This window comes from Paenibacillus septentrionalis (genome assembly GCF_042659865.1).
In the GTDB taxonomy this organism is placed as follows: Bacteria; Bacillota; Bacilli; order Paenibacillales; family Paenibacillaceae; genus Pristimantibacillus; species Pristimantibacillus septentrionalis.
Genome location: NZ_JBHSTE010000006.1, coordinates 191060 through 215598, shown reverse-complemented (window position 1 = coordinate 215598; position 24539 = coordinate 191060). Strand labels below are relative to the sequence as shown.

The 24539-nt window shown below is 43.1% G+C and carries 17 protein-coding genes and 1 riboswitch; of the genes, 3 read left to right on the top strand and 14 right to left on the bottom strand.

Translation table 11 applies throughout. The features are described from left to right. From ACFP56_RS17955 to ACFP56_RS17925, 7 genes are all read right to left on the bottom strand, one after another. A partial coding sequence (locus ACFP56_RS17955) for a lectin-like domain-containing protein (RefSeq protein WP_449290047.1) occupies positions 1-4587 on the bottom strand: 4587 nt, incomplete at its 3' end. 744 nt (positions 4588-5331) lie between these two features. Then, the gene (locus ACFP56_RS17950; RefSeq protein WP_379237122.1) at positions 5332-6009 is read right to left on the bottom strand and encodes a CPBP family intramembrane glutamic endopeptidase; all 678 of its coding nucleotides are present in this window, start codon (positions 6007-6009) and stop codon (positions 5332-5334) included. 10 nt (positions 6010-6019) lie between these two features. Next, on the bottom strand, positions 6020-6439 hold the full coding sequence (locus ACFP56_RS17945) for a helix-turn-helix transcriptional regulator (protein ID WP_379237120.1): 420 nt from the start codon (positions 6437-6439) through the stop codon (positions 6020-6022). Between the two features lie 220 nt (positions 6440-6659). Further along, positions 6660-8327, bottom strand: coding sequence for an alpha-amylase family glycosyl hydrolase (locus ACFP56_RS17940; RefSeq protein WP_379237118.1), 1668 nt, complete (start codon positions 8325-8327; stop codon positions 6660-6662). Beyond that, entirely contained in the window at positions 8324-9160 is an 837-nt protein-coding gene (locus ACFP56_RS17935) for a sugar ABC transporter permease (protein WP_379237116.1), read from the bottom strand. The genes ACFP56_RS17940 and ACFP56_RS17935 overlap by 4 nt, the downstream gene beginning before the upstream one ends. Further along, the gene (locus ACFP56_RS17930) at positions 9157-10470 is read right to left on the bottom strand and encodes a sugar ABC transporter permease (protein ID WP_379237114.1); all 1314 of its coding nucleotides are present in this window, start codon (positions 10468-10470) and stop codon (positions 9157-9159) included. Before ACFP56_RS17930 ends, ACFP56_RS17935 begins: the two co-directional genes overlap by 4 nt. Before the next feature lie 88 nt (positions 10471-10558). After that, on the bottom strand, positions 10559-11869 hold the full coding sequence (locus ACFP56_RS17925) for a sugar ABC transporter substrate-binding protein (RefSeq protein ID WP_379237112.1): 1311 nt from the start codon (positions 11867-11869) through the stop codon (positions 10559-10561). Between the two features lie 412 nt (positions 11870-12281). Between ACFP56_RS17925 and ACFP56_RS17920 the strand changes: the two genes are divergently transcribed. Then, on the top strand, positions 12282-13316 hold the full coding sequence (locus tag ACFP56_RS17920) for a LacI family DNA-binding transcriptional regulator (RefSeq protein WP_379237110.1): 1035 nt from the start codon (positions 12282-12284) through the stop codon (positions 13314-13316). Positions 13317-13442: 126 nt separating this feature from the next. Here the strand turns inward: ACFP56_RS17920 and ACFP56_RS17915 are convergent, their stop codons facing one another. The 3 genes from ACFP56_RS17915 to ACFP56_RS17905 form a co-directional block, all read right to left on the bottom strand. Beyond that, positions 13443-14261, bottom strand: a complete 819-nt coding sequence (locus tag ACFP56_RS17915) for an AAA family ATPase (protein ID WP_449290048.1) — start codon at positions 14259-14261, stop codon at positions 13443-13445. A 239-nt stretch (positions 14262-14500) separates the two neighbouring features. Further along, positions 14501-15796 carry a nucleobase:cation symporter-2 family protein gene (locus ACFP56_RS17910; RefSeq protein ID WP_379237108.1) on the bottom strand — a complete coding sequence of 432 codons (1296 nt, stop codon included), beginning with the start codon at positions 15794-15796 and terminating at the stop codon, positions 14501-14503. Further along, positions 15786-16406, bottom strand: coding sequence for a xanthine phosphoribosyltransferase (locus ACFP56_RS17905; protein ID WP_379237106.1), 621 nt, complete (start codon positions 16404-16406; stop codon positions 15786-15788). The genes ACFP56_RS17910 and ACFP56_RS17905 overlap by 11 nt, the downstream gene beginning before the upstream one ends. Positions 16407-16545: 139 nt before the next feature. Further along, positions 16546-16648, bottom strand: a riboswitch (purine riboswitch). A gap of 128 nt (positions 16649-16776) precedes the next feature. Here ACFP56_RS17905 and ACFP56_RS17900 point away from each other — a divergent pair. Then, the gene (locus tag ACFP56_RS17900) at positions 16777-18165 is read left to right on the top strand and encodes an amino acid permease (RefSeq protein WP_379237104.1); all 1389 of its coding nucleotides are present in this window, start codon (positions 16777-16779) and stop codon (positions 18163-18165) included. A 106-nt stretch (positions 18166-18271) separates the two neighbouring features. Here ACFP56_RS17900 and ACFP56_RS17895 read toward each other — a convergent pair whose 3' ends face one another. Continuing rightward, a complete protein-coding gene (locus ACFP56_RS17895; RefSeq protein WP_379237102.1) occupies positions 18272-18616 on the bottom strand; it encodes a helix-turn-helix domain-containing protein in 345 nt (114 codons plus the stop codon). 262 nt (positions 18617-18878) lie between these two features. Further along, the gene (locus ACFP56_RS17890) at positions 18879-19937 is read right to left on the bottom strand and encodes an NAD(P)-dependent alcohol dehydrogenase (RefSeq protein ID WP_379237100.1); all 1059 of its coding nucleotides are present in this window, start codon (positions 19935-19937) and stop codon (positions 18879-18881) included. 230 nt (positions 19938-20167) lie between these two features. Here ACFP56_RS17890 and ACFP56_RS17885 point away from each other — a divergent pair, with 230 nt between their 5' ends. Continuing rightward, positions 20168-21040, top strand: coding sequence for a hypothetical protein (locus ACFP56_RS17885; RefSeq protein WP_379237098.1), 873 nt, complete (start codon positions 20168-20170; stop codon positions 21038-21040). Between the two features lie 62 nt (positions 21041-21102). Here ACFP56_RS17885 and ACFP56_RS17880 read toward each other — a convergent pair whose 3' ends face one another. Both ACFP56_RS17880 and ACFP56_RS17875 read right to left on the bottom strand, forming a co-directional pair. After that, entirely contained in the window at positions 21103-21966 is an 864-nt protein-coding gene (locus ACFP56_RS17880; RefSeq protein ID WP_379237096.1) for an AraC family transcriptional regulator, read from the bottom strand. A gap of 506 nt (positions 21967-22472) precedes the next feature. Beyond that, positions 22473-24422 carry a GTP-binding protein gene (locus ACFP56_RS17875; RefSeq protein WP_379237093.1) on the bottom strand — a complete coding sequence of 650 codons (1950 nt, stop codon included), beginning with the start codon at positions 24420-24422 and terminating at the stop codon, positions 22473-22475. Positions 24423-24539: the final 117 nt, after the last annotated feature.

Sequence of the window (24539 nt, the reverse complement as noted above, 5' to 3'; positions counted from 1 at the left end):
CGTTGCATCTTCATCCGCTAACACTTTCTTCGCTTCTGTTAATGCTTCTTCAAGCGCCTGCCAGCTTGCTTCTGTGTACGCTTCTTCCTTCAGCTCGCCCGCTTCGATCGCTTCGTCGATCTCATCAGCTTTTGCTTTAAGCAACGTTTTGTCCACGTTTGGCACTACTGGCGCTGGTACTAGCTTCTCATGCGCATTTTCTAATGCTTCTCGTGCCGCATCCACTTCCTCTTGCGTTGCATCTTCATCCGCTAACACTTTCTTCGCTTCTGTTAATGCTTCTTCAAGCGCTTGCCAGCTTGCTTCTGTGTACGCTTCTTCCTTCAGCTCGCCCGCTTCAATCGCTTCGTCGATCTCATCAGCTTTTGCTTTAAGCAACGTTTTGTCCACGTTTGGTACGACTGGCGCTGGTACTAGCTTCTCATGCGCATTTTCTAATGCTTCTCGTGCCGCATCCACTTCCTCTTGCGTTGCATCTTCATCGGCTAGCACTTTCTTCGCTTCTGTTAATGCTTCTTCAAGCGCTTGCCAGCTGTCAGCTGTGTAATCTGCTCCTTTTAGCTCGCCTGCTTCAATCGCTTCGTCGATCTCATCAGCTTTTGCTTGAAGTGCAGTTTTGTCCACTAGATTATTCTCAACAGGCTTGTTAAACCGATCTACTGGAACACCGTTGGTGCCTCTCAAATTCTGAGTCCCATCATAATCTACGTTAACGTCCTTACCTATTAAATCAGTTCCAGTAGGTAACTTTAGAATCAGCTTGGTGTTATCGGTTGGGTCAACCTCAAATTCTGCTGCTACCTCATTACCTTCTATGGTAACAGTGAAGCCAGCCAAATCGTTCAACTCAATCTCACGATCAAATGTAATCACGATACGAGCATCGCCTGTTTCCGTTTTCTCTAAGACCGCACTAACAAACTGTGGTACTTGAGCCGCAATTGTAAAGAAAGAAACTGAATTAAGATCTTTCGTTTCAATCGTAACCTTGCCGTCCTCAATAAGATAGAAGGAGTCATTAGCGTCAAATTGCTCGTCCGCACTAACTACAACATAAAGCGGCCAATCTGAAGCTCCATTTACTTTGTCAACCTGTAATGTAATTGTTGAAGCTTCGCCTGTTACAGCGTTCGTGTCTTGCCAATTGGTTTTCTTAAGCTTATAGACACGTTCAATCCGTTTAAGACTTTCATCCTCTTTTTCGGCTGGTGCAACAAACTCTGCTTTTCCTCCATTGTCGCCAAACACAATGTATGATTTATCGTTCCATATTGTGTTTAGATTCTCTTCATTAGAGTTTTCAACAGAATCTCCTAGCGCAATCGTTACATTAGCGCCAACTTCTTGGGAAACCGATTGCTTTTGATATAATGCTCCGTTGTTATCGCGCCCAATACCTGTAATTCGATTACCGTAATTTGCGCTGTCTTCAGTCGTCCACATCGTTCCGCTTCCGCTATCTAAATAATCCGTAGCCAGCGTCAAACCATATTTTAGAGCCATATAACTGTTTACTTGCTGACGCTCATTTTCTGTGAGGACTCGATTAAATAGAATGACTTCTGAAATAGAACCATCGAAGCGACTAAAATGACCAGCTCCAATATAATAAGACGAAAGCCCTGCAAATTGCATTTGCACCTCATTTTCGGTATCAGCCAGCAATTGACGACCATCAAGAGAAAGAGCCCATTCTTCGTTTGAGCTTCTAATATTTAATACACGACTTTTCAACAGATCATACTCGCTTGGATCGATATTGATGATTCTACTACTTCCCGAGAAAGCAGAAGTTATAATCTGTGATTTGTCACCGTATTTAGCACTATCATATCTACTCCCGAACTCCCATGGAAATGCTTTAGAGTTTTGATAGTGAGCTCTAGCTTGTACAGAGAATATTTCTCTTTCTAAATTGTCAGTTGCAAATGCGGATGTGCTGTAATAACCTGAGCCGCTATTAATCGTAACTCCTGGATTAAAGTTGATTGTCGAAGCTTTGTATGGTTGTCCAATGGTGTTTGTTGCATCCCACGTTCTGGCACCCGCTAAGTCCTGCAAACTAGTAATATTATTATTTTCAGCGTTTTTAATTGCACTTTTACCTACATCTACCCAAGAAATTAGACCATCACTCACTCCGCCCGGAGCAACTTTTTGTTCTGCTCTAACAAATGTAATAATCGCCCCATCAGCAAGCTGAGCGCTATTTAAGGTTACTAATCCGGAAGCATCCAGTTTTGTCGTTTTATTATCAACGAGCAAATAATAATTGAATCCTTCCTCGACGTCATCTAATTGAAGAGTAATCTCTGTCTCCACCCAATTAGCTGTTTTCTCAACCTTAAATCCACGTGCCATACGCTTTAAATCAGAAGAAGTACCAGGAATAGAAACAGCTTGGTCATACTCCACACTGCCGTTATTATCGCTAAACGTTAAGAATGCTTTATCTGCTTCTATTTCATTTAGATTTTCAGCATTAGAGGCTTCTACCTTGTTGCCGAGTGCGATCGTAACTAGTGCATCAACATCAGCAGATTTTGACTGCTTCTGGTTAAGTGCGCTAGAATCATCACGCCCTATACCAGTAATACGATAGCCATAGCCTGCGTTATCTTCTGCAGTCCACATTTTCGTTGTTCCGTCACTTGCTAGATAATCAGTTGCACTGCCGCCATCAGCTTTTAAGGTCACTCCGTATTTCAATGCTAGGTAGCTGTTAATCTGGTTTCTTTCATTTTGTGTCCACACTTTATTGTCGTCAAACACAATTAATTCAGGGAAGTGTCCGTTCAAGAAAAGTATATCCCTGTCTGAAGCACCAAGTTTTAATTCAAATGAGCCTACATCTACAGGGGCCTTTGAAGCTCCAGCTACTCCGTTCTCCCATGCTGTACCCAAGGTTGCTGAGGCAGAAAGCTGCTTTAACGCATCGTTTTCTCGCTGATCAGGTGCGTAAAACTCACGAGCAGTCCCTGAACTTCCACTAGAATCAGGGAATTGAACCAATGGTCCGTTCCCATGATTTCTAAAGAAACCTTGAAGATTAGAAAGCTGATTTTTTGATGAGAAAATAGTCCCTTGCTGGTTATTAATAAATTTCGCTACGGTAAAGATATCGAGTACCTTTATAGCCGAATCAGCTCCACCGTTTAACTTTCCGTTGCCGTCAAACCTTACAGTAGGATTAAAATTAGCTAGATTACTGTCAAGCGTTACACCTTTACTGTTTGAGTCAGTAGTAAACACTTTTCCAGTCGTTTGATCCGTCCAAGTGGTGACTTTCCCGTCACTTCCGACCTCAACATCATCGCTTGCTTTTAGCCACAAAGCTGCGCCTTCAACCCCGCCTGGAGCTATAGATGTCGCTGGAGCCTCGCCAGTTGCAATTGCTCCACCTACTGCTACGGCTCTTAGGTCACTGATTGTAGATGGATCATCTGGAGTGAAGTATACTTCTAATAGTCCTTCAGCATTGGTCAGCATTTTGGACCAGTCTGTAATTACGATACCAGTTTCATCTGTCCATACTCCAGATTTGGAGCTGGTCATTACAATTGGAACCTCTGCTGCCGAAGATCCATCAGCATTTTTAGCGGTAACTGCAACCTTGTATTTCCCGACTTCAGATGCTCTTTCCGCCTTTAAATCAACAGAACTTGGGGTCTGCCGATAGCCAGAAGTGTCGTTCAAATCTCCAATCGGTGCAAAGTCGTTCACGAAATACCAGCTCAAAATTTCATGCGATTCATAATAGCCTGAAGTAGATCCCGTAAAACCAGCATAAATTTCATTTGCATCACCAAAAATGTCCTTCAAGCTAATACCCTCAGCATTAATTAAAGGCTCAGTAGGCTTGCTCGGCGAATCGTTAAAGTACACCTTTATGTTGCTGGATACACCATCGTAGTCGATCCAAGCATAGTAGACGTCCCCGCTCGTAAGTTTAAACTTCGGCTCGGGATTGCCCGGTTGCGTAGTTCCAAGATCGTAGTACCAATCTGGATTGCTATTTATCATATTTCCGTTATAAGCAATTCCAACATAATTGTTCGATGGATCTCTATAAGCAAAATCGGCGTAATTATTCAAGTAGGCGTCAAACTTTATACCCAGACTTGGTTTGACACCTGCTAACCCCAGACCACCACCGAAGCTACCCAAGTTTGTTGGATCAGCTACAATCGCAAAGGTCATACCATCAGCGGTATTCGGAGGATTACCATCCATTCTAAATGAAAATCCTGTACTGAAAGAAAAATAATCATGAGCCTGGATAGATTGCCTGTTAAAAACACTACCAGTTTGGCTAGCCAGCTTCGGCGTTACCATTAATTTTCCGTCCGCAAATGCTGCATTCCCATTTAGCTGAAACAGCGCTTGCTGAGCAGGATCTGAAAAATCATTCAAATCAAACTTGTAAGTCAACCATTTCAAACCTGCATTTGATCCTGTTGATGGCGTCTCATCACCCTCAGCCGCATAAATCAAGTTAGCTGGTAGAGTGCCGATAATCAACATGAGAGCAAGGGTAAAAATGATAAAACGATGCCATGTCTTAGTTCGACTTCTTGCTGTGTACATAACTTCCTCCTATACCTGATTAGCCTGTATTTTGGCAGTTTCAGATACCGCAGTTTCTGAACTGCCCCGGAGAACAGTGAAAACTTGCCCGTATCATGTATACAGAGGAAAACTATAGTGCTATTAGCCTTAACTAAACCTCCTTTCAATTAGAAAACTTGACATTCATACTATGACAAATTTCCACAGTATTCCCCACTACCATAGTTTAACAACCCCACCTATACAAAACCTATACACAATAAATTATTGAAAATAAAACAAATAATGTAAAAAAAGATTGCATATGACTTAATTCATTTAGAATATTTGACTTGAGAATGTAAGATCTGGCAAGCTGCAAGAAGATGAAGGAACTGCTCTTACGCGATAGCGCATTTCAAGAAGCTTAATGGGAATCCGCTTGATATGTACGGAACGAATCATGATCCGCGAAATTGGGGAGAACCCAGATCAGTTTCGACCTGGAACGATTCCTTGAGGAAATGAATGGCTGTGTAGTCACATAGTGAACGGTTTTCAATTCAAGACAAGCGGCCTTTGTCCTAATAATAAAATGGACAAAGGCCGCTACTTTTTATGAAACTACTTGCACGGGAAATGAATAAGCTTCAAGCTAGAGATCGGTCCTTCGGATCATGCCTGCCAGTAAAAACCGCATTAAAGTGCGCAACAGTTCCGCTTATAGCGGAATCAATCGCTTCCTTTAGCCTCTTCGTAAATGCTGCCAGGTTCCTAAAAAAGCTATAAAAATTGTGGCAGTAGCGCACTAAAATTGTTAAAGACATGGATCAAGATAGGGTAGATTAAATTGTTCGTTTTGTAATAAATTATTCCCATAGCGATTCCCATAAAAAAATGTGGCAAAACGTTAAAAAACTCGCTAGCCTGAAATGAGCTTACATGCAGCACCGCAAATAGCAGACTTGATAACAAAATAGACAGCCATGGAGGAATATACTTTATTAATGTTGAGATAAGAAAGCGGCGATAAAACATTTCTTCAACCGCCGGACCTGCAAGGCTCATAATAAAAAAAGCAAATACAGGCGGCAGGATCTTTATAGCGTTCATAATATTAGAATCATTTTGCAAGATAATGTCCGAACTATTAAAAGCATCAGAAAGCCAACTATAAAGCAATCCACCAATTAACTCCACAATCATATAGAATAGGTAGCCAATAATTAGAATGAAAATGGACTTTAGCACATTTTGCTTCATCCAGGCTAATTGTTGTCGGAAATCATCTCTAAAAATATAGAGACCTAGTACAAATAAAATCATGTAGAAAATGGACGTTACATAAAAACTAATTGATTGACTATCAAGTAATAATCTCGGAATCTTGAATAGAAAGACTAGGCTATACAGCACACAAAAAATGGCTAGTCCCCGTGTTAGTTGAACATTTTGCTTCATCCAATCACCCTTACGTTTTTAATTGGGAGAAGTCAGTCATAATATACTTAATAAGTAGACTGATTAGCAACAGGACAAATAAGAATACGCTACGGACATCTACTATAACAAGAAGTAACAGTATGGATAATAGCTTTGCATTTCTTTTTAGCGTCATCTGCAATACCTTTGAGCTGCTTGATCCTATTGTTGCAGTTGCAGATTCTTCATGTGTAGCTTCAACTGTAGATGAAACTGTTACATCGAACAATTCATCAATGGACAACTGATAAATTTGGGAAAGCTTGATCAAGCTATCAATATCAGGAAGTGTTTTACCGTTTTCCCAATTTGAAATCGTTTGTCGAGAGACACCCAATTTATTTGCCACAGATTCTTGTGTTTCGTTTTGCTTCAAGCGTTGTTCTTTTAATTTTTGTCCTACTAGCATTTGAATCTCCCTGCTTTCACTGTAATATAACGGATGATTGAAAATTAGACGAAACCCTTTTACATCAAGGTTTTACGGCGTGAAAATCCTTTTACATGCCTATATGCTATGAATTATAGCATGTCGGCTCATCAAATTTTATGTTTTAAAATGAAGAACTGGAATGATTACTCATTCCAGTTTTTTTCGTTAATAGCTTTCAAATTTAACATTGTAAATATTACCGGATTACGACCGAGCTGTAAGGAGGTATCGTTAATTGGCTTGCTTGCAGTTCGGCAGTATCTTCAGTGGCATAAAGCAGCTGATCAAACATGCCATAAGCCGCTGATTCTTTAAGCTCGGTGCTCTGCATCTCGCCCGATAAATTATGAACAACGAGCACTCGATCATCCTTCGTCACGCGTACATAAAGGCTAAGTGATGGATTCGGAGTATCAAGCTTGTATTCTCCAATTGCTCCGTTTTGCAAAGCCGGCTCCTGATTGCGCCAGTGAATCAGCTTGCGGTAATGATTGAGCAGCGACTGCTCATCTGCAATTTGAGTCTCAACAGAAATATCGCCAGCCTCGGTATTATGGCGTGACGCCACCCATGTCGTCTGACCTTCGCCCCCGGCAGAATCGGCATACCACAGCAAAGGCTCTCGAATGAATTCATCAGGTTTTGCTCCCTTCATTCCAATCTCCTCACCATAATATACAAATGGCGTACCCGGCAGCGTCAGCAGCATGCTGGCAGCCATCTTCGCATGATCAACGTTCCCATTCAGCTCCGTCATGACGCGATTCTGATCATGATTTGTAAGAAAAGGCGCATCTACAAAATGCCCGCTTGAAGATTGTGCATAAAAGGCATGAACTCGTCCTAACGTATGCGCAAGATCTGGATCACGTTCCTCTGATGCTGCACGAAGCAGCCGCTCAGACAGATCAAAGTTAAAAGCTGAATCAAGCGCCTCGTCAAAGTAAGGACCAATAACCGCTGTTGTATCCCACACCTCGCCAATTAGAAAGGCGTCAGGATTGATTTCATTCATGCCTCGTCTGAATTCCTGCCACCACGCTTTGTTGGCAGCTTGAATTTCCGGAGAATGAATCGTCGACTTAAAATCTCCATAAATGTGTTTGGCAGCATCTAATCTAAAGCCGTCCAATCCTTTTTCGAGCCAGAACTGACCAATATGAATCAATTCCTCCCGCACCTGCGGCTCATCGAAATTAAAATCAGGCATGCCTTCCCAAAAGATTCCCAAATATTTTGAGCCAAGCACGTTATGCCAAGGACTGCCGCTGCCCGCAGCATTGTCGCCTTTGGTCTGCTCCTCTGCGGAGACAAAATGATACCAGCTGCGATATGGGCTGTCAGGGTTAGCAACTGCCTCTTTGAACCACGGATGTTCTGTGCTGGAATGGTTTACGACCAAATCCATAATGACTTTAATATCACGCTTATGTGCTTCCTCTATAAGCGTAGTTAAGTCTTCCATCGTGCCATATTCAGGATTTATCGCATAGTAGTCAGTCGTATCATAGCCGTGATAACTGGGAGAGCTGTTGATCGGCATTAGCCAAATTCCGCCTACTCCCAGCTCCTGCAAATAATCAAGCTTCGCCGTCACGCCGTTAAGATCACCAATCCCATCACCGTCGCTGTCGTAGAATGCACGTACAAAAATCTCATAAAATACCGTTCCTGGCTGTTCATGAACGTCGTAAGGACCGAGCGTCTTAACCTTTTCGACAGATGAAGGTTCAACCGATTGCAGTGGCTCATTGGAACTGATCGGTGCTGGGTTATTGCCAGCATTCGTACAAGCGCTGATTACTAGCAACAGCAGCATGCAGATGCTGAATTTCGCAATACGGTAGCTTCCCACAAACGTCATCCTTTCATAGCTCCGGCTGTCAATCCTTGTACTAGGAATCGTTGCAATATTAGGAAGAGAATCGTGATCGGAATCGCAATAATGACAGAGCCTGCAGCAAATAACGTAAAGTTGCTGTTCGTTTGCGAAGCAATTAGCTCATACATGCCGACTGCAACTGTATAATTGTCCTTCGTTCGGAGCACAAGTCGTGCAAAAATAAAGTCTCCCCAAACACCTGTAAAAGAGGTTAGCGCTACAAAGGTTAGAATTGGCCTAGATAGCGGCAGCATAATTTTCAAAAATACTTGTAGATGGCTTGCTCCATCAATTCTCGCTGATTCATCCAAACTCCGCGGTATCGTATCAAAATAACCTTTTACAATAAAACCGCCGAGCGCAGCGCCGGCCGAATACACCAGCACCATCGCGAAGTGCGTATCTAGCAAATTAAGCTGTAGTAAAACGATATAAATGGCAATCATACTCATAAAGCTAGGGAACATTCCGAGAATTAGCATAACCGTTAGCATTGTTTTGCGCCCGCGAAAACGAAAGCGAGATAGCGCATACATACTAAGCGTCATGAGCAGCACAGAAAATATCATTGTAAACACAGCAATCTTAAAGGTGTTGACATACCATATTCCAAATGTATACTGCGTACCGGTAAATAACGTCACGTAATGATCCAGCGACCACGTTTCAGGAAAAAAAGTTCTGCTGTATAAGGAGCCGCCAGGCCGAAAGGAGGATACAATTACCCATAATGATGGATATAATGCACACACCGACAAAATAATTAACGTTAAATAGCTAAACGTTAAACGTATGATGCTATTTCGTTGCCTCATGATAGCATATCCTCCTCTTTAAACGATTTTGTTCTGCGGAAGCTGAATATCGAAAGAGATGCGATGATAATAAAGATCAAAATGCCGATCGCGGCAGACATATTGTATTTATTGTTAACCAGCGTCAGGTTGAACAGCCAGGTTACAAGCAAGTCGGTTGAACCCGCAAACTGATATTCGCCTTTTGGCGGTCCGCCGCCTGTCATCAAATAAATAACGTTGAAGTTGTTAATATTGCCTGCAAATTGTGTAATTAGGATCGGAGCCGTCGCAAACAACAAATACGGCATCGTAATAATTTTGAACTTCTGGAAGCTTGTCGCGCCATCCACCTCAGCAGCCTCATACAAATCGCGTGGAATTGCAGTCAAAACGCCCATTGCCAACAGCATGCTGACAGGAATACCAATCCACATATTAACAACAATTAGCGTCACCTTTGCCCAAAACGGATCGGTCAGCCATGGCAGCCCATCCAGACCAAAATACGCAAAATACTGATTGATTGGACCGAACTTGGCATTGAACAGATTGCGCATCACGAGCAAGGAAATGAGCTGTGGAATTGCATATGGGATAATAAAAAGTGTGCGCCATACCTTCTTAAAGCGAATACCTCTTGATTCAACTAGCAGCGCTACAAGAATACCGCCAAAGTAACAGGTGACGGTTGCAAGCACTGCCCAAATAACCGTCCAGACTAACAAGCCATAAAACGTTTTGCTCCATGATTTCATCTGCAGCAAGTCTATAAATGATTGAAACCCGACCCAATCGACTAAATTGGCAGGCGGTATATTGTTAGGCGCCGAATAGTTCGTAAACGCCAGCATAATCGAAAATAAAATCGGCATAATGGTAAAAAACAACACGCCAAGCACTGGTACAAACAACATGAAATAAGGAAAATGTTTAACCGTAACATGATTCCACGAATCTGAAAAATTAGGAACGTTTTTGCCCTCATCCCGTTTCTTTCCGTTTTGATAAGCATCATATACATTCAAAACATAGATCAGTACAAATACGAGCAAAACAAGAATGGTAATGATTCCTTCCAGCATCAAAAAGATGGAATGATCACCTTTAACCAATTGCGTGCTTTTCCCTACTCTTACAAACTTCTGTGTCGTTTCCCCTAATGTGACCAATCCCCAGATTGCATTGCCCAGTCGGGGAACCAGATAATAAAGCCCTAATGCCTGTACACAAAGGAATACAATCCCTTTTAGCCACTGCCGATTGTACAATTGACCAAGTCCTTGCAGCGCTACCGATAGCAAAGCTGCCATATTGCGATGCTTCATCATCCTTCGGCTCCTCTCTTCATTGCATAGAATGAAAGGTTCCCCCACTTATCGTGAGGAAACCGTACCCTTCATTCTTGCATGGCTACTATTAATTAGCTCCAATGCTTTCCTTAATTTGATTCACTGCATTGTCAAGTGCGGTTTTCGGATCTTTGCCGTCATTCCAAATTTCAGTAATGGCAGAAGTGATCGGGTTCCATACACTGTCCATTTCAGGAATGGATGGCATTGGGGTGGAGTTGTTAAATTGCGCCAAGAAGCCTTTAATTACTTCATCTTCAGCAACGACAGGATCGTTTGCTACCTCCTCGTTGGATGGCATTAAGCTGTTCATTTCGTAGTTTTTCATTTGAGCTTCTTTCGTAGATAAGAAACGAGCCAGCAACTGAGCAGCCTGTGGGTATTGTGAATAAGCATTTACATAGTAAGCTTGAACACCCGAGAATGAAGTCATAGGGTTGCCATCGACCTTTGGAAGTGGTGCGATGCCAAAATTAATGCCATTTGCTTTGTAATCTGCAATTGCCCATGGACCGTTGATATCTAGAGCTAGTGAGCCATCTAGAAACAGGCCCTTTTTAATGTCAAAATCAATGTCGCCTGTATTAATTGGAAGCAGTTTTTCTTTAATTTCTGCAAGTAATGTAGCACCCTTTACTGCGCCCTCATTGTTAAGTCCGATATCAGCAGAGTTTGTATTGTCATCGCCGAACATGTAACCGCCTTGTGAGGCAAGGAAAGCAAAGTTGTAATAGAATTGCTGAAGTTCCCAAGCAAATGCGTACTTGTTTTTAGATGGATCTGCAAATGTTTCAGCAAAAGCAAAAATTTCGTCCATCGTTTCAGGTGCATCAGCGATAATATCTTTATTATAAATAAGTGCATAGGTTTCTACTGAGCGAGGATATCCGTATAGGATGCCATCATAGCTAACAGCTTTTACTGTTTTATCAGCGTTTTCACTTATAATCTCATCTTCATAAGCCGTATTTGGTAGTAGTAAGCCAGCTTCAGCTCCTTTACCTAAATGGTCATGTGGGAAAAGCAATACGTCTGCTGCAAGACCAGCTGGACCATCAGTCATTAGCTTGTTAACTTGATCCGTGTTGCCCACTTCTTCAAATTTAACGCTTACACCATACTGCTGCTCAAACTCTTTTGCCATTTCCTCAATAAATCCAACTTGGTTGTTCGCATCCCAAATAACTAGGCTAGCGCCTGGTTCAGGTACAAGGTCATCGTCTTCTGATACGGCGTTCCCTGGTTCCTGAATATTGTTGTTGCCGCTGTTGTTTGTAGGCGCTACGTTGTTGCCTCCTTGATTTCCTCCAGTGCTCGAGCTGCAAGCAGCTACAAAAAACAGAGAAACAATCATCGTTAATGCAAGCAGTTTTTTCATTTTAAGTATCCCCTTTCAATTTGTATACTTCATACATCGAATGTGCTACATCCCCATTTGCTTAGCATTGTGCAATTTAGCGCAAACGTTTGTCCTTATTTCAGAAAAAAACCTGAAATTTGGGGAGATATACCGTATTTATGCACAAGATTTTATGTATTATGGAAATGTAAGCGTTGTATTCGTGAACTCATCATACAACATACTGTGCAATTTGTTAAAACGTTTGCATAGCTCGATTTATGTAAAAATAGCTATAAAATCTCTTATTTTCTCCTATTTTCTTTAATTTGGATAGTTTCTCGTCATTTGTTAACCGCTTTCATTTGGTATATATTAACTGACAAGTGATTAACGAAAATGGAAAATCAAGAACGAATCAAACATTTGCAGGATAAAGGGGCATTTCCTAATGGTAACGATAAAGGATATTGCAAAGGCTGCAGGGGTCTCTCCCTCAACGGTTTCGAGAGTGATTTCCAATCATGATCGAATCAGTAGTGCAACTAGCAGCAAAGTAAAACGAATTATGGAGGAGATGGGCTATCATCCGAATATAATGGCAAAAAGCTTGGTTTCAAAAACAACCAAGACGCTAGCCATTATGCTGCCGCGTCCTGCTGAAGAGCTGTTCAAGGATTTTTTCTTTGGCGAGCTGCTGCGCGGAATCTTGACGCACTCGACTATCGCAGGATATGACATGCTGCTAACCGCTGCAACATCTCCAATGGATGAGAAAGAAACGGTATCGCGTCTAGTGTTTGGACGTCGCGTCGATGGTGTCATTCTGCTTTCATCCCGCGTTAGTGATCCATTAATTTCGATGCTCGACAAGCAGCAATTCCCGACCGTTCTTATAGGACGCACAGATGAGCAAGCAGGAATTCTGTCTGTTGATAATGATAATGAGCAAGCGGCTTATGATGCAACGAAGCATCTTATTCTTCAAGGGCATGAACGTATTGGATTTGTAAGTGGTCCGCCGAATTTAACAGTTTCATTGGATCGAATGGCCGGATATCGACGCGCCTTGCAGGAGCAAGGGCTGGAGCTTCGTTCAGAATGGGTAGTTGAAGGGGAATATTTGCAGCATAGTGGATATCGAGCGATGACTTTTCTTATGAATTTGCAGGAGCGGCCAAGTGCACTCGTAGTTATTGATGATGCGGTTGCATTTGGCGTATTGCATGGTCTTACCGAGCTTGGCTTCGCTGTGCCTGAGGATATATGCATCGTCAGCTTTAACAACATTGCTTTATCCGAGCTGGCCTCTCCACCGATCAGTTCAATAGATATCGGCACTTATCAGCTCGGTTATACTGCATCGCAAATGCTGATAAGAAGAATTGTTGATCAGCCATCCGTGCATCAAAACCGAGTTATTATTCCTCATCGTTTAATTGTGCGCGAGTCTTCATTATTGTCACTGCCTAAACGAGTCAAGTAACTGAACAGCCCCCAGCTATAATTGAATGCGTCTCCAACTTTATTGCCTGCGAAATCGGAGATCAACACCGATTTCGCAAGCCTGGCTATTAAAACGATCTTCAGCTCAGTACGATCTGAAGCATTTCTATTCAAATAACTGCTGATTCTGCTTAAAAAATTGATAGAAAAACTTTACGTGCTCGAGCTCATACCACTGAGAGGTTTTCAGCGAAGCTGCATCCAAATTATAGATTTTGGCATGGAGTGTTCCAAGCATAACAGGTGAATGTGTCGCTATAATAAATTGACAGTTGCAATAGCGAGCAAGCTGATTAATCATCTCCGCAAGCTTTAATTGATTTTGCGGGGACAGTGAAGTTTCCGGCTCGTCCAGCACATACAGACTGTCGGGTGTTAAATACTGCTCAAAAAACTGCAGCGTCGTTTCCCCGTTAGAGTATTTCTCCTGTGAAAATTTCATTCTTTTCAGCTTGTTGTACAGCTCGCTTGATTGTTCGTACTCCGCAAGCTTAGTTTGATCCATCCCATTTTTCACCTGCTCGACAAGCAGACCTTCTCTTAGTATCGCGAGCTGTTGAATCTTTTTAATTTCATACAACAAATCCTCTGATTTCATATATCGGCTCTGCTCAGGCAGCTTCTCTAGTGTCCGTTCTCGCTCATCCTCTCCAAATGTGTAGACGCAATACTGTAGGAACTGTTCTGCATATGGTATTTTACCGTAGTCAGGCAGGCTTTCCTTGCCAGTTATGTCAAGCTTATTGGCAATTAAATTCAGCAACGTTGATTTGCCAGAGCCATTGTTTCCGTAAATTACAGTAATACGATCAAACAGCAACACTTCACCTGCCATATGTTTAAACACCTGATCCGGGTATGCATGTGGATTTCGATCAATAAAAGGCGACAGCTTGAAGCTTTTTAGATAGATCAACTCTTTCATTCCTTTCAGCATGATCATATTAACGTAAGTGTAGCATGAATACAGGAGTACCTAAAGTGTACAAGCTTCTTCGTATTCTGTATCGCTGATCGTTTTCAAGGAGTTACAATAAGATACGCGCACTAAAAAAGCATCTATGCCTCGCTGGGAAATAGATGCTTTTACTTTTACTTCTGCTAAAGCATTGTTTTTGTACTAGTTTACATACTTGTTAGCGTTCGTGCTTGTCCGAGTTTACATCATAGAGCTTCCGCAGCACCTATCTTTTCAGGCTCTTCGTCCTTAGATGAAAATAGCAGATTTAAGATAACTGCCGTAATCGAACCCGTCACAATGCCGTTTTCCAGCAGCATTCTAGCAAAGCTTGGAAGCTGACTGAACATTTCCGGCAGTACGGCAGAGCCTAGCCCAATCGCGATACTGCATGCAACAATCATTAAATTATTGCCTTTTTGCACATTGGCCTCAGCTAGAATGGATATGCCTGAAACTGCTACCGAACCAAACATCACAATCATCGCGCCGCCAAGCACTGCGCTTGGTATAATTGTCGTTATTGCGGCAAGCTTGGGTAGCAATCCTAGCACCACCATAATGGCTCCTGCTGCAAAAATCACATCTCTTGACTTAACGCGTGAAAGAGTTAGAAGTCCGACATTTTGCGAGAAGGCTGTGTAAGGAAAGGCATTAAAAATACCGCCAAGTGTGATCGCAACCCCTTCAGAACGCAAACCATTTACAATTTGTTTTTGCTCTACCTTTTGCCCGGTCGTTTTTCCAACCGCCAAATACACGCCGGTCGATTCGACCATGCTGACAATATTTACAATGACCATTGTCGCTATAGCCACGACACTTATTTGAGGTACGCCGAAATAAAATGGCTGTACCACGCTTACCCAGCTCGCTTCAGCTACCGGTGAAAAATCTACCATGCCGAAGCCATACGCGATAATAGTGCCAACAGCTAAACCAAGCAAAACTGATATGGAGCGAATAAAGCCTTTGGCAAAACGGTTAATAAGAAGAATAATAACAAATGTTACTAATGCTAGCAGCAGGTTGCTCGGCGCTCCAAAATCAGCACTTCCATCACCGCCAGCGGCGTTTTTCATTCCTACAGGAATTAGCGACAGGCCGATGATAGTCACGACTGTTCCCGTTACAATTGTCGGGAAAAACTTCAGCAGCTTGCCGTATAATGGGGCTGCGAGCACAACAAAGATCCCGGATATAATAATCGCTCCGTAGGCTGTAGCCAAATTAGAGGTCGAAGCAATCGCGATAATCGGGCCGACTGCAGTAAATGTACAACCCAATACGACAGGAAGGCGACTGCCAAAATATTTGGTGTTCATTACTTGAAGAATTGTTGCAATCCCGCAAGTAAATAAATCCGCAGCGATCAGGTACGCCATCTGAGCAGGTGTCAAATTAAGAGCTCCACCGACGATAAGCGGTACAATTACAGCCCCTGCATACATTGCGAGCACATGCTGAAGGCCAAGAGCAGCAACTTTTTGTTTACTTAGCATCGTCGTCGCTCTCCTTACCAAGCATAATTTCATCATCGCCAGGCACAAACTGAATACTGCCAGGAGCCATCGAGGATATTTTAGCTAGCGAATGAACGTCGACACCCTTTTGCTCAAGCAGCTCTCTTCCTTCCTGGAAGCACTTCTCTATCACACATCCGACTCCTACAAGGGCTGCCCCAGCTTCCTTGACGATATCGACAAGACCAATTAACGCCGCACCTGTTGCCAAGAAATCATCCACGATCAGAACTCTGTCCTCTGGACCCAAATAAGCTTGCGATACACAAACCTGATACGTTTCCTGCTTGGTGAAGGAATGTACAGCTGCCGTATATACGCTCTCCTGAAGGGTAACTGCTTTCTTTTTCTTCGCATAGACAAATGGAACGTTAAACGCCATTGCAGTTGCCATTGCAAATTGAATTCCGCTCGCCTCGATTGTCAACACTTTTGTAATCGGTTGATGTCGAAATATACGGTAAAATTGCTGACCAATCTGAAGTGCCAATTCTGTATCGACTTGATGATTAAGAAATGAATCTACCTTTAATACTTTGTCCGATAAAATATTGCCATGTTCACGAATTTTGTCCTCTAGCAATCTCATTAGATGCAAACTCCCCTTATTCACTTTAAAATAAAAACAGACTTCACTGAGCGAAGGCTCGTAAGTGAAGTCTGTCATCTTAGCTGTCTATAATGCATGTCTACATACGTAAAGCGTATAAAGCTAGCATTCATACCCTAATAGATCATCATTCACTCATAGTTGGCTGATTACAGTGGTCGCCAGTAGAGACTTATGGGCCATATTCCCAAAATTATACGAGTAGATTACTTCTGATTTTGTAATCCTACAACATCTTGTCTCATGTTTCAATACTTTTTTATGATTGCTTGTGTTTTTATAATCAAACACGTAGAATATGAAAATGTGTAAAAAGATCTAAACTGAATAATGGATGGGTGTTTGACAGATGAATGAATGGTTTAGAAAAAAATCATTGCAAGAGCTGCTTCAGAAAAAAGGGAGAGCACAGCTTGAGCAAACCTTAAGTGCATTCGATCTGATTTTGTTGGGGATCGGTGCAATTGTAGGAACAGGGATATTCATATTGCCAGGAACGGTAGCAGCCGAGCACGCAGGACCTGCTATCGTTTTTTCTTTTATTATTGCAGCCATTGTATGCGCATTTGCAGGCTTATGCTATTCCGAGTTTTCCAGCTCAGTGCCTGTAACAGGAAGTGCTTACTCGTATGCCTACGTTGTATTTGGCGAATTGTTTGCGTGGATCGTTGGTTGGGTGCTAATTCTTGAATATGGACTGGCTGTTGCTTCAGTAGCGACTGGCTGGTCATCATACTTAAGCGCTTTGCTTGCCGGGCTCCAGCTTCATATTCCGCAAGCCTTGTCTGGTCCGTTCAATCCCGCCGCAGGCACGTACATTAATCTGCCTGCCATTGCGATTATTATGGGCACCGCTTATTTGCTTACGCTTGGCGTAAAGGAATCAAGCAGAATCAATACGATTATGGTATTTATAAAAGTCGGCGTTATTGTTTTGTTCTTAGCTGTCGGCGTTTTTTATGTGAAGCCCGATAATTGGCAGCCTTTCATGCCATATGGTACAAGCGGCATATTTGGCGGGGCAGCTCTTGTATTTTTTGCGTATCTTGGCTTTGACTCCGTATCGAATGCTGCCGAAGAGGTCAAAAACCCTCAGCGGAACCTGCCGATCGGAATTATCGGCTCGCTGTTTATTTGTACGCTTCTGTATGTGTCAGTCTCGCTTGTGCTCACTGGAATTGCTCCTTACAGCCAGTTGAATGTTAGTGACCCAGTCAGCTATGTTATCTCTCTAGTGGGTCAGGACTGGATCTCAGGCTTGATTGCGCTTGGTGCTGTTGTTGGTATGATGACCGTAATTCTGGTAATGTCTTACGGAGGTTCCAGACTGTTATATGCCATCAGCCGCGACGGACTACTGCCAAAAAGCATGAGTCAGATCGATGAGAAATATAAAACACCTATTAAAAACACGTGGATCTTTGCAATTGCTGTTTCGGCTTGTGCAGGCTTCGTGCCTCTGGCCAAGCTGGCTGAACTGGTCAATATGGGAACACTGATTGCCTTTGCTATTGTATCGATTGGCATACTATTTTTAAGAAGAAACAAGTCTATACCGTCTGGCGGCTTCAAGGTACCCTTCTATCCTGTTCTGCCGATTGTTTCTTTCTTGCTCTGTTTGTTTTTAATGACGCAGCTCTCTCCTTACACATGGATGGCTTGCGGCATATGGATTATTGCCGGGATCGCGATCTATTTCATGTATGGACGAAAGTATAGTCACATGAACGATAACTAGCACACGCAAAAGCTAGCATCCAAGAGAGGATCGCTAGCTTTTTGCGTGTATTAGCCAGTATGCTTACCATTTTCATTTGACTGTTATGTATGTTAAGTTCGGCAAGTCAAGAGTCCTGTGCTATAAATTTTTTATATTTCGTAGGAGAAGTTCCCTCCAGCTTCTTAAAGACACGACTAAAATAAAATTCGTCACTAAACCCAACCTCAGCCGCAATGTCCTTGATGCGCAGCTTTTGATTCCTCATAAGCTGCTTTGCCTTTATCATCCGCAGCTGTGTCACATATTCCGTTGGGGTGACCTCATACATTTGCTTGTAAATAGACGATAAGTATGTAGCCGACAAGCCTGAACGAACGGCAAGCTGTTCGAGCGTAATCGGCTCGCAATAATGACGCTCAATATATTGCTTAACAGCTTCTATGTCTTTTTTAGCATTTGATTTTCGCATGTTCAACACCACTTTGTTAGTTCATAAACTGCATTCATTGCGCAATATTCCATCCAAGCGGATCAAAATGCCAACTAAAATGCGGCTTTTGATTTTTATCAATGATAATCATTATCAATTATATCGGATTGCATCGCTCTTGACAATCATCTTAGTGTATAGTTAAGATCTTATGTGCCGAATACTAAAAAAAAAAACCTTGAAGCATCAGTCAATGCTCCAAGGTTTTTCTATAGCTAATATTATTATGGCTTATGATACTTTATTGGTTCATACCAGGATAAATCATCACTTTGATGCTCGTATCCTTTTGCGTACGCGCCATTTCTACAGCTTGCTCTGTCTCTTGCAGGGTGAATTTGTGCGTGATAACCTTTTCAATATCGAGGTCACTGTTGGACAAAGCTGCAATCGCTGCAGGGTATGTGTTAGCGTAACGGAACAAGCCGAATACATCAAGCTCGGAATCAATAATAGTATTGATGTTCATTGGGATCTCATCGACAGCCGGCATACCTACCAGGACAAGTCGTCCTCCTCGCTTAACAGCACGAACCGCGTCACCGATTGCTCGTCCGTTACCGGATGACTCAACAACTACTGATATGCCGTGTCCATTTGTAAGCTCTTGCAGACGCTCCTTCACATTTTCCTTGGAAGGATCAATGACAGCTGTCGCTCCCATCTCCATAGCCAGCTCCTGACGGAATGGTACGACATCTGTTGCATAAATCTCCTTTACACCGTACAGCTTGGCAGCTTGAATTGCCAGCAGCCCTATCGGCCCAAGCCCTGTTACGAGCAAACGATCGGCAGGTGTAACGTTCGCACGATTCATGGCATGGATGCCAACCGACAGCGGCTCAAGCAACGCTCCTTGCTCGAATGTCATCGTATCTGGCAGCTTGAATAAAAAATCTGCACGTACTGCTACATATTCCGCCCATGCGCCATCAACTGGCGGTGTCGCCATAAATACGACATCCGGACAAAGGTTATAACGTCCTGCCTTACAATATTCACATCTACCGCACGTTACACCAGGTTCTACCGCGACTCGATCACCGACCTGAACCTGCTTGACATCCTCGCCTATAGCGACGACTTCACCAGCTAGCTCATGTCCTAATATGATGGGTTGTTCAACGACGTAGCGCCCAATGCGACCATGCTCATAATAATGCACATCCGAGCCGCATACCCCGATGCAATATACCTTTACAAGCGCTTCATCCTTGCCAGGTGTTGGGATCGGTACCTGCTTCATCTCCATATCCAATGGCTTATTCAATACAGCAGCCAACATCGTTCCATGTGACATAACGTTCCCCTCTCTTCTTGTTTAAGTCAACTTTGTTCAATCAATAAACTAACTCATTAATTACTATATTAAACTAGTCTGCAGCAGATAGGAAGTAGGAAAACGTTCTTTCTGCATTGATGCACGATCTATCATTTCTTACAAAGAATCTTAAATTATTTAACTAGGAAACAAAAATACTAGATTATACGATTATGTATAGAATCAAATAAAAGGAGGGTGGATTTTGTATGTTAAAACGAAGAGCAAGTCGCTTACTCACAATCGGAGTACTACTGATCGCTTTGACGATTTTAATTGTCGCTATACAAAGTCAAAATAGGCATGAGCCTAGCCAAGCGCAAGTTGCGTCTATGGCATCCAGTTATGTTGCGTTTAATCATATAGACGACTATATCAGTTATGCCGATCATATCGTTATTGGTACGGTCAAGGAACGATCAAAATTTGATTCTTATATTGATGAATATACCGTCATCGTAAATCAACAGCTTAAAAACGAAACACATTCGGCCGAGCTTTTAGTTTATACGCAAAATCAAGAATTAGAAATAAATAACCAGTATCTTTTCTTTTTCGAAAGATTTGAGGGAGGGTTGTATCCTGAACCGATCTATCAGCTATTACAACCAGAAGTGTTATTCGCCATTGATGGGCAACACGTCTATCATCAAAATCCCTTCTTGCCAAATGAGTTAAGCTTAACTGCACTGCTTGACTCGATTCAATCATCACCTGGAATAACGAAATCTCGTGTAATCGAACCGTCACAGACAAATGTATTGCTCAAAGACGCAATGAGTAACGATGAATTGATTAAACAGTCTGATATTATCGCTCATATCAAGCCCTCCATTATTACGCGAACCAACAAATATATGACCTTTGCCCAAGTAGAAACACTTGAAAGCTTTTCTGACAAACAAATCGAAAAGGATGCTATCGTTGTTCTGCCTGCAGGTATAGACGCCGATCAGGAGTACTTAGTATTTTTGAAGTACGAGGATGGTTTGTATATCGTTACGGCTAAAACAGGCAGCGTCATTGCTAAACAAGACAAAGAAAAGTGGGCGGATACGTTACATTCGCTGAAAGAGGAATAACTACAAAAGCCTCCTGCTGCACTGGCAGCAGGAGGCTTGATCATACATGTGGAAAAAGATGGTTACAGACGACGCACGGGTATCCAAATCTCGCTTCTAAAGTCTGGCTTGGATGTATCAGGTCCTTCATTCCACAACATTTCTGGTCCTCCTGTTAGTTCATAGCCGGAGGAAGGAAACCACTGAGCGTAAATGCTTGCCCACGTATCCTGAACTGCTTTAGGAAATTCGCCTACTACCTCAAACACTGCCCAAGAGGATGCTGGAACCTGAAGAGCATCGTATGACAAGTTTGCAGCGTTCGTTGCAATCCCAATATATTGGTCCAGCTCTGTTCCCTCATTCGTACGATCTGTAAAATTTGCTGACACATTTAAGATGCCTGCTGGCTCCATATTAGACAAGGATTTCAACTCTGCAATGACTTCTGGTGTCAGCTTCTGTACTAAATCATCCAGCTGATGATTAACCCCTTCGAACTGCAGTGTAATTCGTTTTTTAAATCCAATAATTCTAAACGCTTCTTTCTCAACAATGCGATAATTCATTGCTACCCCACCTTGTATCGTTAGTTGAAAGAACATGGGCGGTATCGCCTTCAGCATCGTATTCGACTTTTTCGCTTGTGACGGCAGGATGCCATGCAACAATAAGAACGCCTTGCTAAATGCTTCCGGGGAGTCATAGCCAAGCTGCATGGCTACATCAATAACCTTTCCACCCGCTTGCAGCAGCTCGGCTGCAGCAGATAGCTTTCTTCTCCGAATGTATTCACTAAGCGGCATTCCTGACAATGTAGAGAACATTCTGCGAAAATGATAATCTGAGCAGCCAGCAATTCGCGACAGCTGATTCATATCAAGCTCATCCATCAGATGCTGCTCTATAAAATCCATTGCTTCATTAAATTGGCTCAGCATATTCATACACGCCCCTCCTTTCAATCAACATTTTACAACGCTTCGGCTCGAAAAACCTGATATACACTGTGCTGCTTTTCACTGGTTTTGACGATCATCAAAGCCGTGTTTTTGATTACCTATTCCAATAAAGGGTTAAAATGTTCGACTTTCAGGATAAAGAAGATAGGACGAAGCTAGAAATTACGGAGCGGAGCGTACATGTATTGGTACGTGAGCTCAAATGTTTTCGCAGAAAACATCCTACGAAAGCATAGGTAGCGTCACATATTCGACGTCGACTACGCTACAGCGCATGACATCGTCATCAAAGCCGTGCTTTTGAATTACCTATTCCAATAAAGGGTTAAAATGTTCGGAGTTCAGTACCAAGAAGCTTGGACGCTAGTAGAAAACGAGGAGCGCAGCGTACATGTATTGGTACGTGAGCACCGTAATTTTCGCTAGCGTTCAAGATTCGACGTCGAATCAACTAACGCATTCGCATCGTAATCAACTTCGGACATTTTAACCTACCCCTTCTCGATGTGCATTAGCTGCTCAGCTTCATCCCATCTTACAGAATACCCCGCACCCTTGGCGCAAAAGATTGAGGATGAGGTATACTCGGGGTCTGCATCCTTATTATAGCCAGTGCGCTCGATGACCTCGCTCGCATTATGGCACGGAGCATAGCCACCAAAGCTAAGATGGAGCTTCCCTTTTCCTTGGGTGAAGGAAGCAAGCTCGCTTGAATAATCCAACATCGTAGCTACTGGTGCTTTACCCGTAATGATTGCCTTCTCCCCTTCCGTTTCAAGCGGATCGAGTGTTCCATGAGCACGCTGAATATCTGATATGACACGACCGAGCTGCTCCGTCTGAACGACAATCTTAAACTGATAATAAGGCTCCAGCAGTACATTTTCCGCTTTCTCAAGTCCCTGTCTCAACGCTCGAAAGGTCGCTTCTCTAAAATCACCACCATGTGTATGCTTGTTGTGATCTCGGCCACGCAAAAGCGTTACATGCACATCTGTTAGCGCCGAACCCGTTAGCAAGCCGTGATGCTCACGCTCCAGCACATGCTGACCGACGAGGCGCTGCAGAGCATCAGATAGCATATCGACATGGCAGTTGGAGGAATAGCTTACCCCTGCACCGCGTTCAGTTGGCTCCATCATGAGATGCACCTCGGCATAATGACGAAGCGGCTCAAAATGCCCATAGCCGATAACGGTCGCAGCGATCGTTTCCTTATATAAAATTTGCGGAGGCTCAAATTTGATCTGCAGCCCGAAGCGTTCCAGCACAACCTGCTCCAGCACCTCCAGCTGAATTTTACCCATCACATGAAGTTGAATGTCGCCATGCTTTTCATCCCAAACCACATTTAGCGAGGGCTCCTCGGTCTCCAGCATCCGAAAATAGCGCAGCGCTTCCTTCGGATTAATTGTCTGCTCGAGCTGAACCCTTGAGCGAAGTGTAGGCTGCATATCATAGCTTATCCGCTCCGACATTGCTCCTATTCCATCGCCTGTTTGTGGCTGAGACAAGCCTGTAACCGCAATCAATTCTCCTGCATAAGCAGTTGAAATCGTTTCATAGCTTGAACCGTTGTAGCGGCGAATTTGCGTAATTTTATCCTGCAAACCCGCGCCATAGCTAAGCTCATCTCGTACTGACAGTGTGCCACCAAGCAGCTTAATAAAGGCAACCAGCGTTCCTGCTTGATCATATCTCAGCTTATATATCCGTCCTGATAATGGTTTATCGTCTGCATAGCTTGTAACCGTCAAGCTGTCAAAAGCTGCAAGGAATGGCTCAACGCCAATATCATGCAGCGCAGAGCCTGCAAAGCAAGGATAGATTCGTGCCTCCATAATGGTGCGTCGCATAGCCTCCTGCCACTGCATCGGCTCGAAGCCATGCTCCATGTAATAATCGAGCAACTGCTCGTCACGCTCCGCAATCATTTCTATGACGGACTCGTCCCATTTAAGCCCGTCTTCATTTGCTTCCAGCAGCACTGCATCGCTCGAAAGCTCCTGCTGAATTTGCTTCATAACCGCCTCTACGTTAGCGCCAGTTCGGTCAATTTTATTGATAAAGAAAAAGGTTGGGATGCTATGTTTTTTTAGCAGCTGCCATACCGTTTCGGTATGCGCTTCAACGCCTTCTACTGCGCTGACAACGACAATCGCAATATCCAGAACAGCAATCGCCCGCTCCATTTCTGGCGAAAAATCGACGTGCCCCGGTGTATCGATCAAGTAATAGTGATTGTCCTTAAACTGGAACATTGCTTGATCGGCAAACACCGTTATGCCCCGCTGCTTTTCGATATCATGATTATCTAAAAATGCATTTTGATGATCGACCCTGCCGCGCTGCTTGATGCTTTTCGTATAATACAGCAGCTGCTCGGAAAAGGTCGTCTTGCCTGCATCAACATGTGCTAATATTCCTATCGTTTTTTTCATCGTATCCAGCCGTCCTTTTTATTCGTTGCGTACCTCCATTATAACAGGCTCAAAAAGAACGAAAAGAAAAACCTGACCTCCATACAATGTGCCATAGGTTGAAGGGCTGCGTTATGG

Bases quoted from the DNA above. Each gene is read 5' to 3' on its own strand.
- ACFP56_RS17950 (WP_379237122.1), bottom strand. From the start codon at position 6,009: ATGAAGCAAAATGTTCAACTAACACGGGGACTAGCCATTTTTTGTGTG.
- ACFP56_RS17945 (WP_379237120.1), bottom strand. From the start codon at position 6,439: ATGCTAGTAGGACAAAAATTAAAAGAACAACGCTTGAAGCAAAACGAA.
- ACFP56_RS17940 (WP_379237118.1), bottom strand. From the start codon at position 8,327: ATGACGTTTGTGGGAAGCTACCGTATTGCGAAATTCAGCATCTGCATG.
- ACFP56_RS17935 (WP_379237116.1), bottom strand. From the start codon at position 9,160: ATGAGGCAACGAAATAGCATCATACGTTTAACGTTTAGCTATTTAACG.
- ACFP56_RS17930 (WP_379237114.1), bottom strand. From the start codon at position 10,470: ATGATGAAGCATCGCAATATGGCAGCTTTGCTATCGGTAGCGCTGCAA.
- ACFP56_RS17925 (WP_379237112.1), bottom strand. From the start codon at position 11,869: ATGAAAAAACTGCTTGCATTAACGATGATTGTTTCTCTGTTTTTTGTA.
- ACFP56_RS17920 (WP_379237110.1), top strand. From the start codon at position 12,282: ATGGTAACGATAAAGGATATTGCAAAGGCTGCAGGGGTCTCTCCCTCA.
- ACFP56_RS17915 (WP_449290048.1), bottom strand. From the start codon at position 14,261: ATGAAAGAGTTGATCTATCTAAAAAGCTTCAAGCTGTCGCCTTTTATT.
- ACFP56_RS17910 (WP_379237108.1), bottom strand. From the start codon at position 15,796: ATGCTAAGTAAACAAAAAGTTGCTGCTCTTGGCCTTCAGCATGTGCTC.
- ACFP56_RS17905 (WP_379237106.1), bottom strand. From the start codon at position 16,406: ATGAGATTGCTAGAGGACAAAATTCGTGAACATGGCAATATTTTATCG.
- ACFP56_RS17900 (WP_379237104.1), top strand. From the start codon at position 16,777: ATGAATGAATGGTTTAGAAAAAAATCATTGCAAGAGCTGCTTCAGAAA.
- ACFP56_RS17895 (WP_379237102.1), bottom strand. From the start codon at position 18,616: ATGCGAAAATCAAATGCTAAAAAAGACATAGAAGCTGTTAAGCAATAT.
- ACFP56_RS17890 (WP_379237100.1), bottom strand. From the start codon at position 19,937: ATGTCACATGGAACGATGTTGGCTGCTGTATTGAATAAGCCATTGGAT.
- ACFP56_RS17885 (WP_379237098.1), top strand. From the start codon at position 20,168: ATGTTAAAACGAAGAGCAAGTCGCTTACTCACAATCGGAGTACTACTG.
- ACFP56_RS17880 (WP_379237096.1), bottom strand. From the start codon at position 21,966: ATGAATATGCTGAGCCAATTTAATGAAGCAATGGATTTTATAGAGCAG.
- ACFP56_RS17875 (WP_379237093.1), bottom strand. From the start codon at position 24,422: ATGAAAAAAACGATAGGAATATTAGCACATGTTGATGCAGGCAAGACG.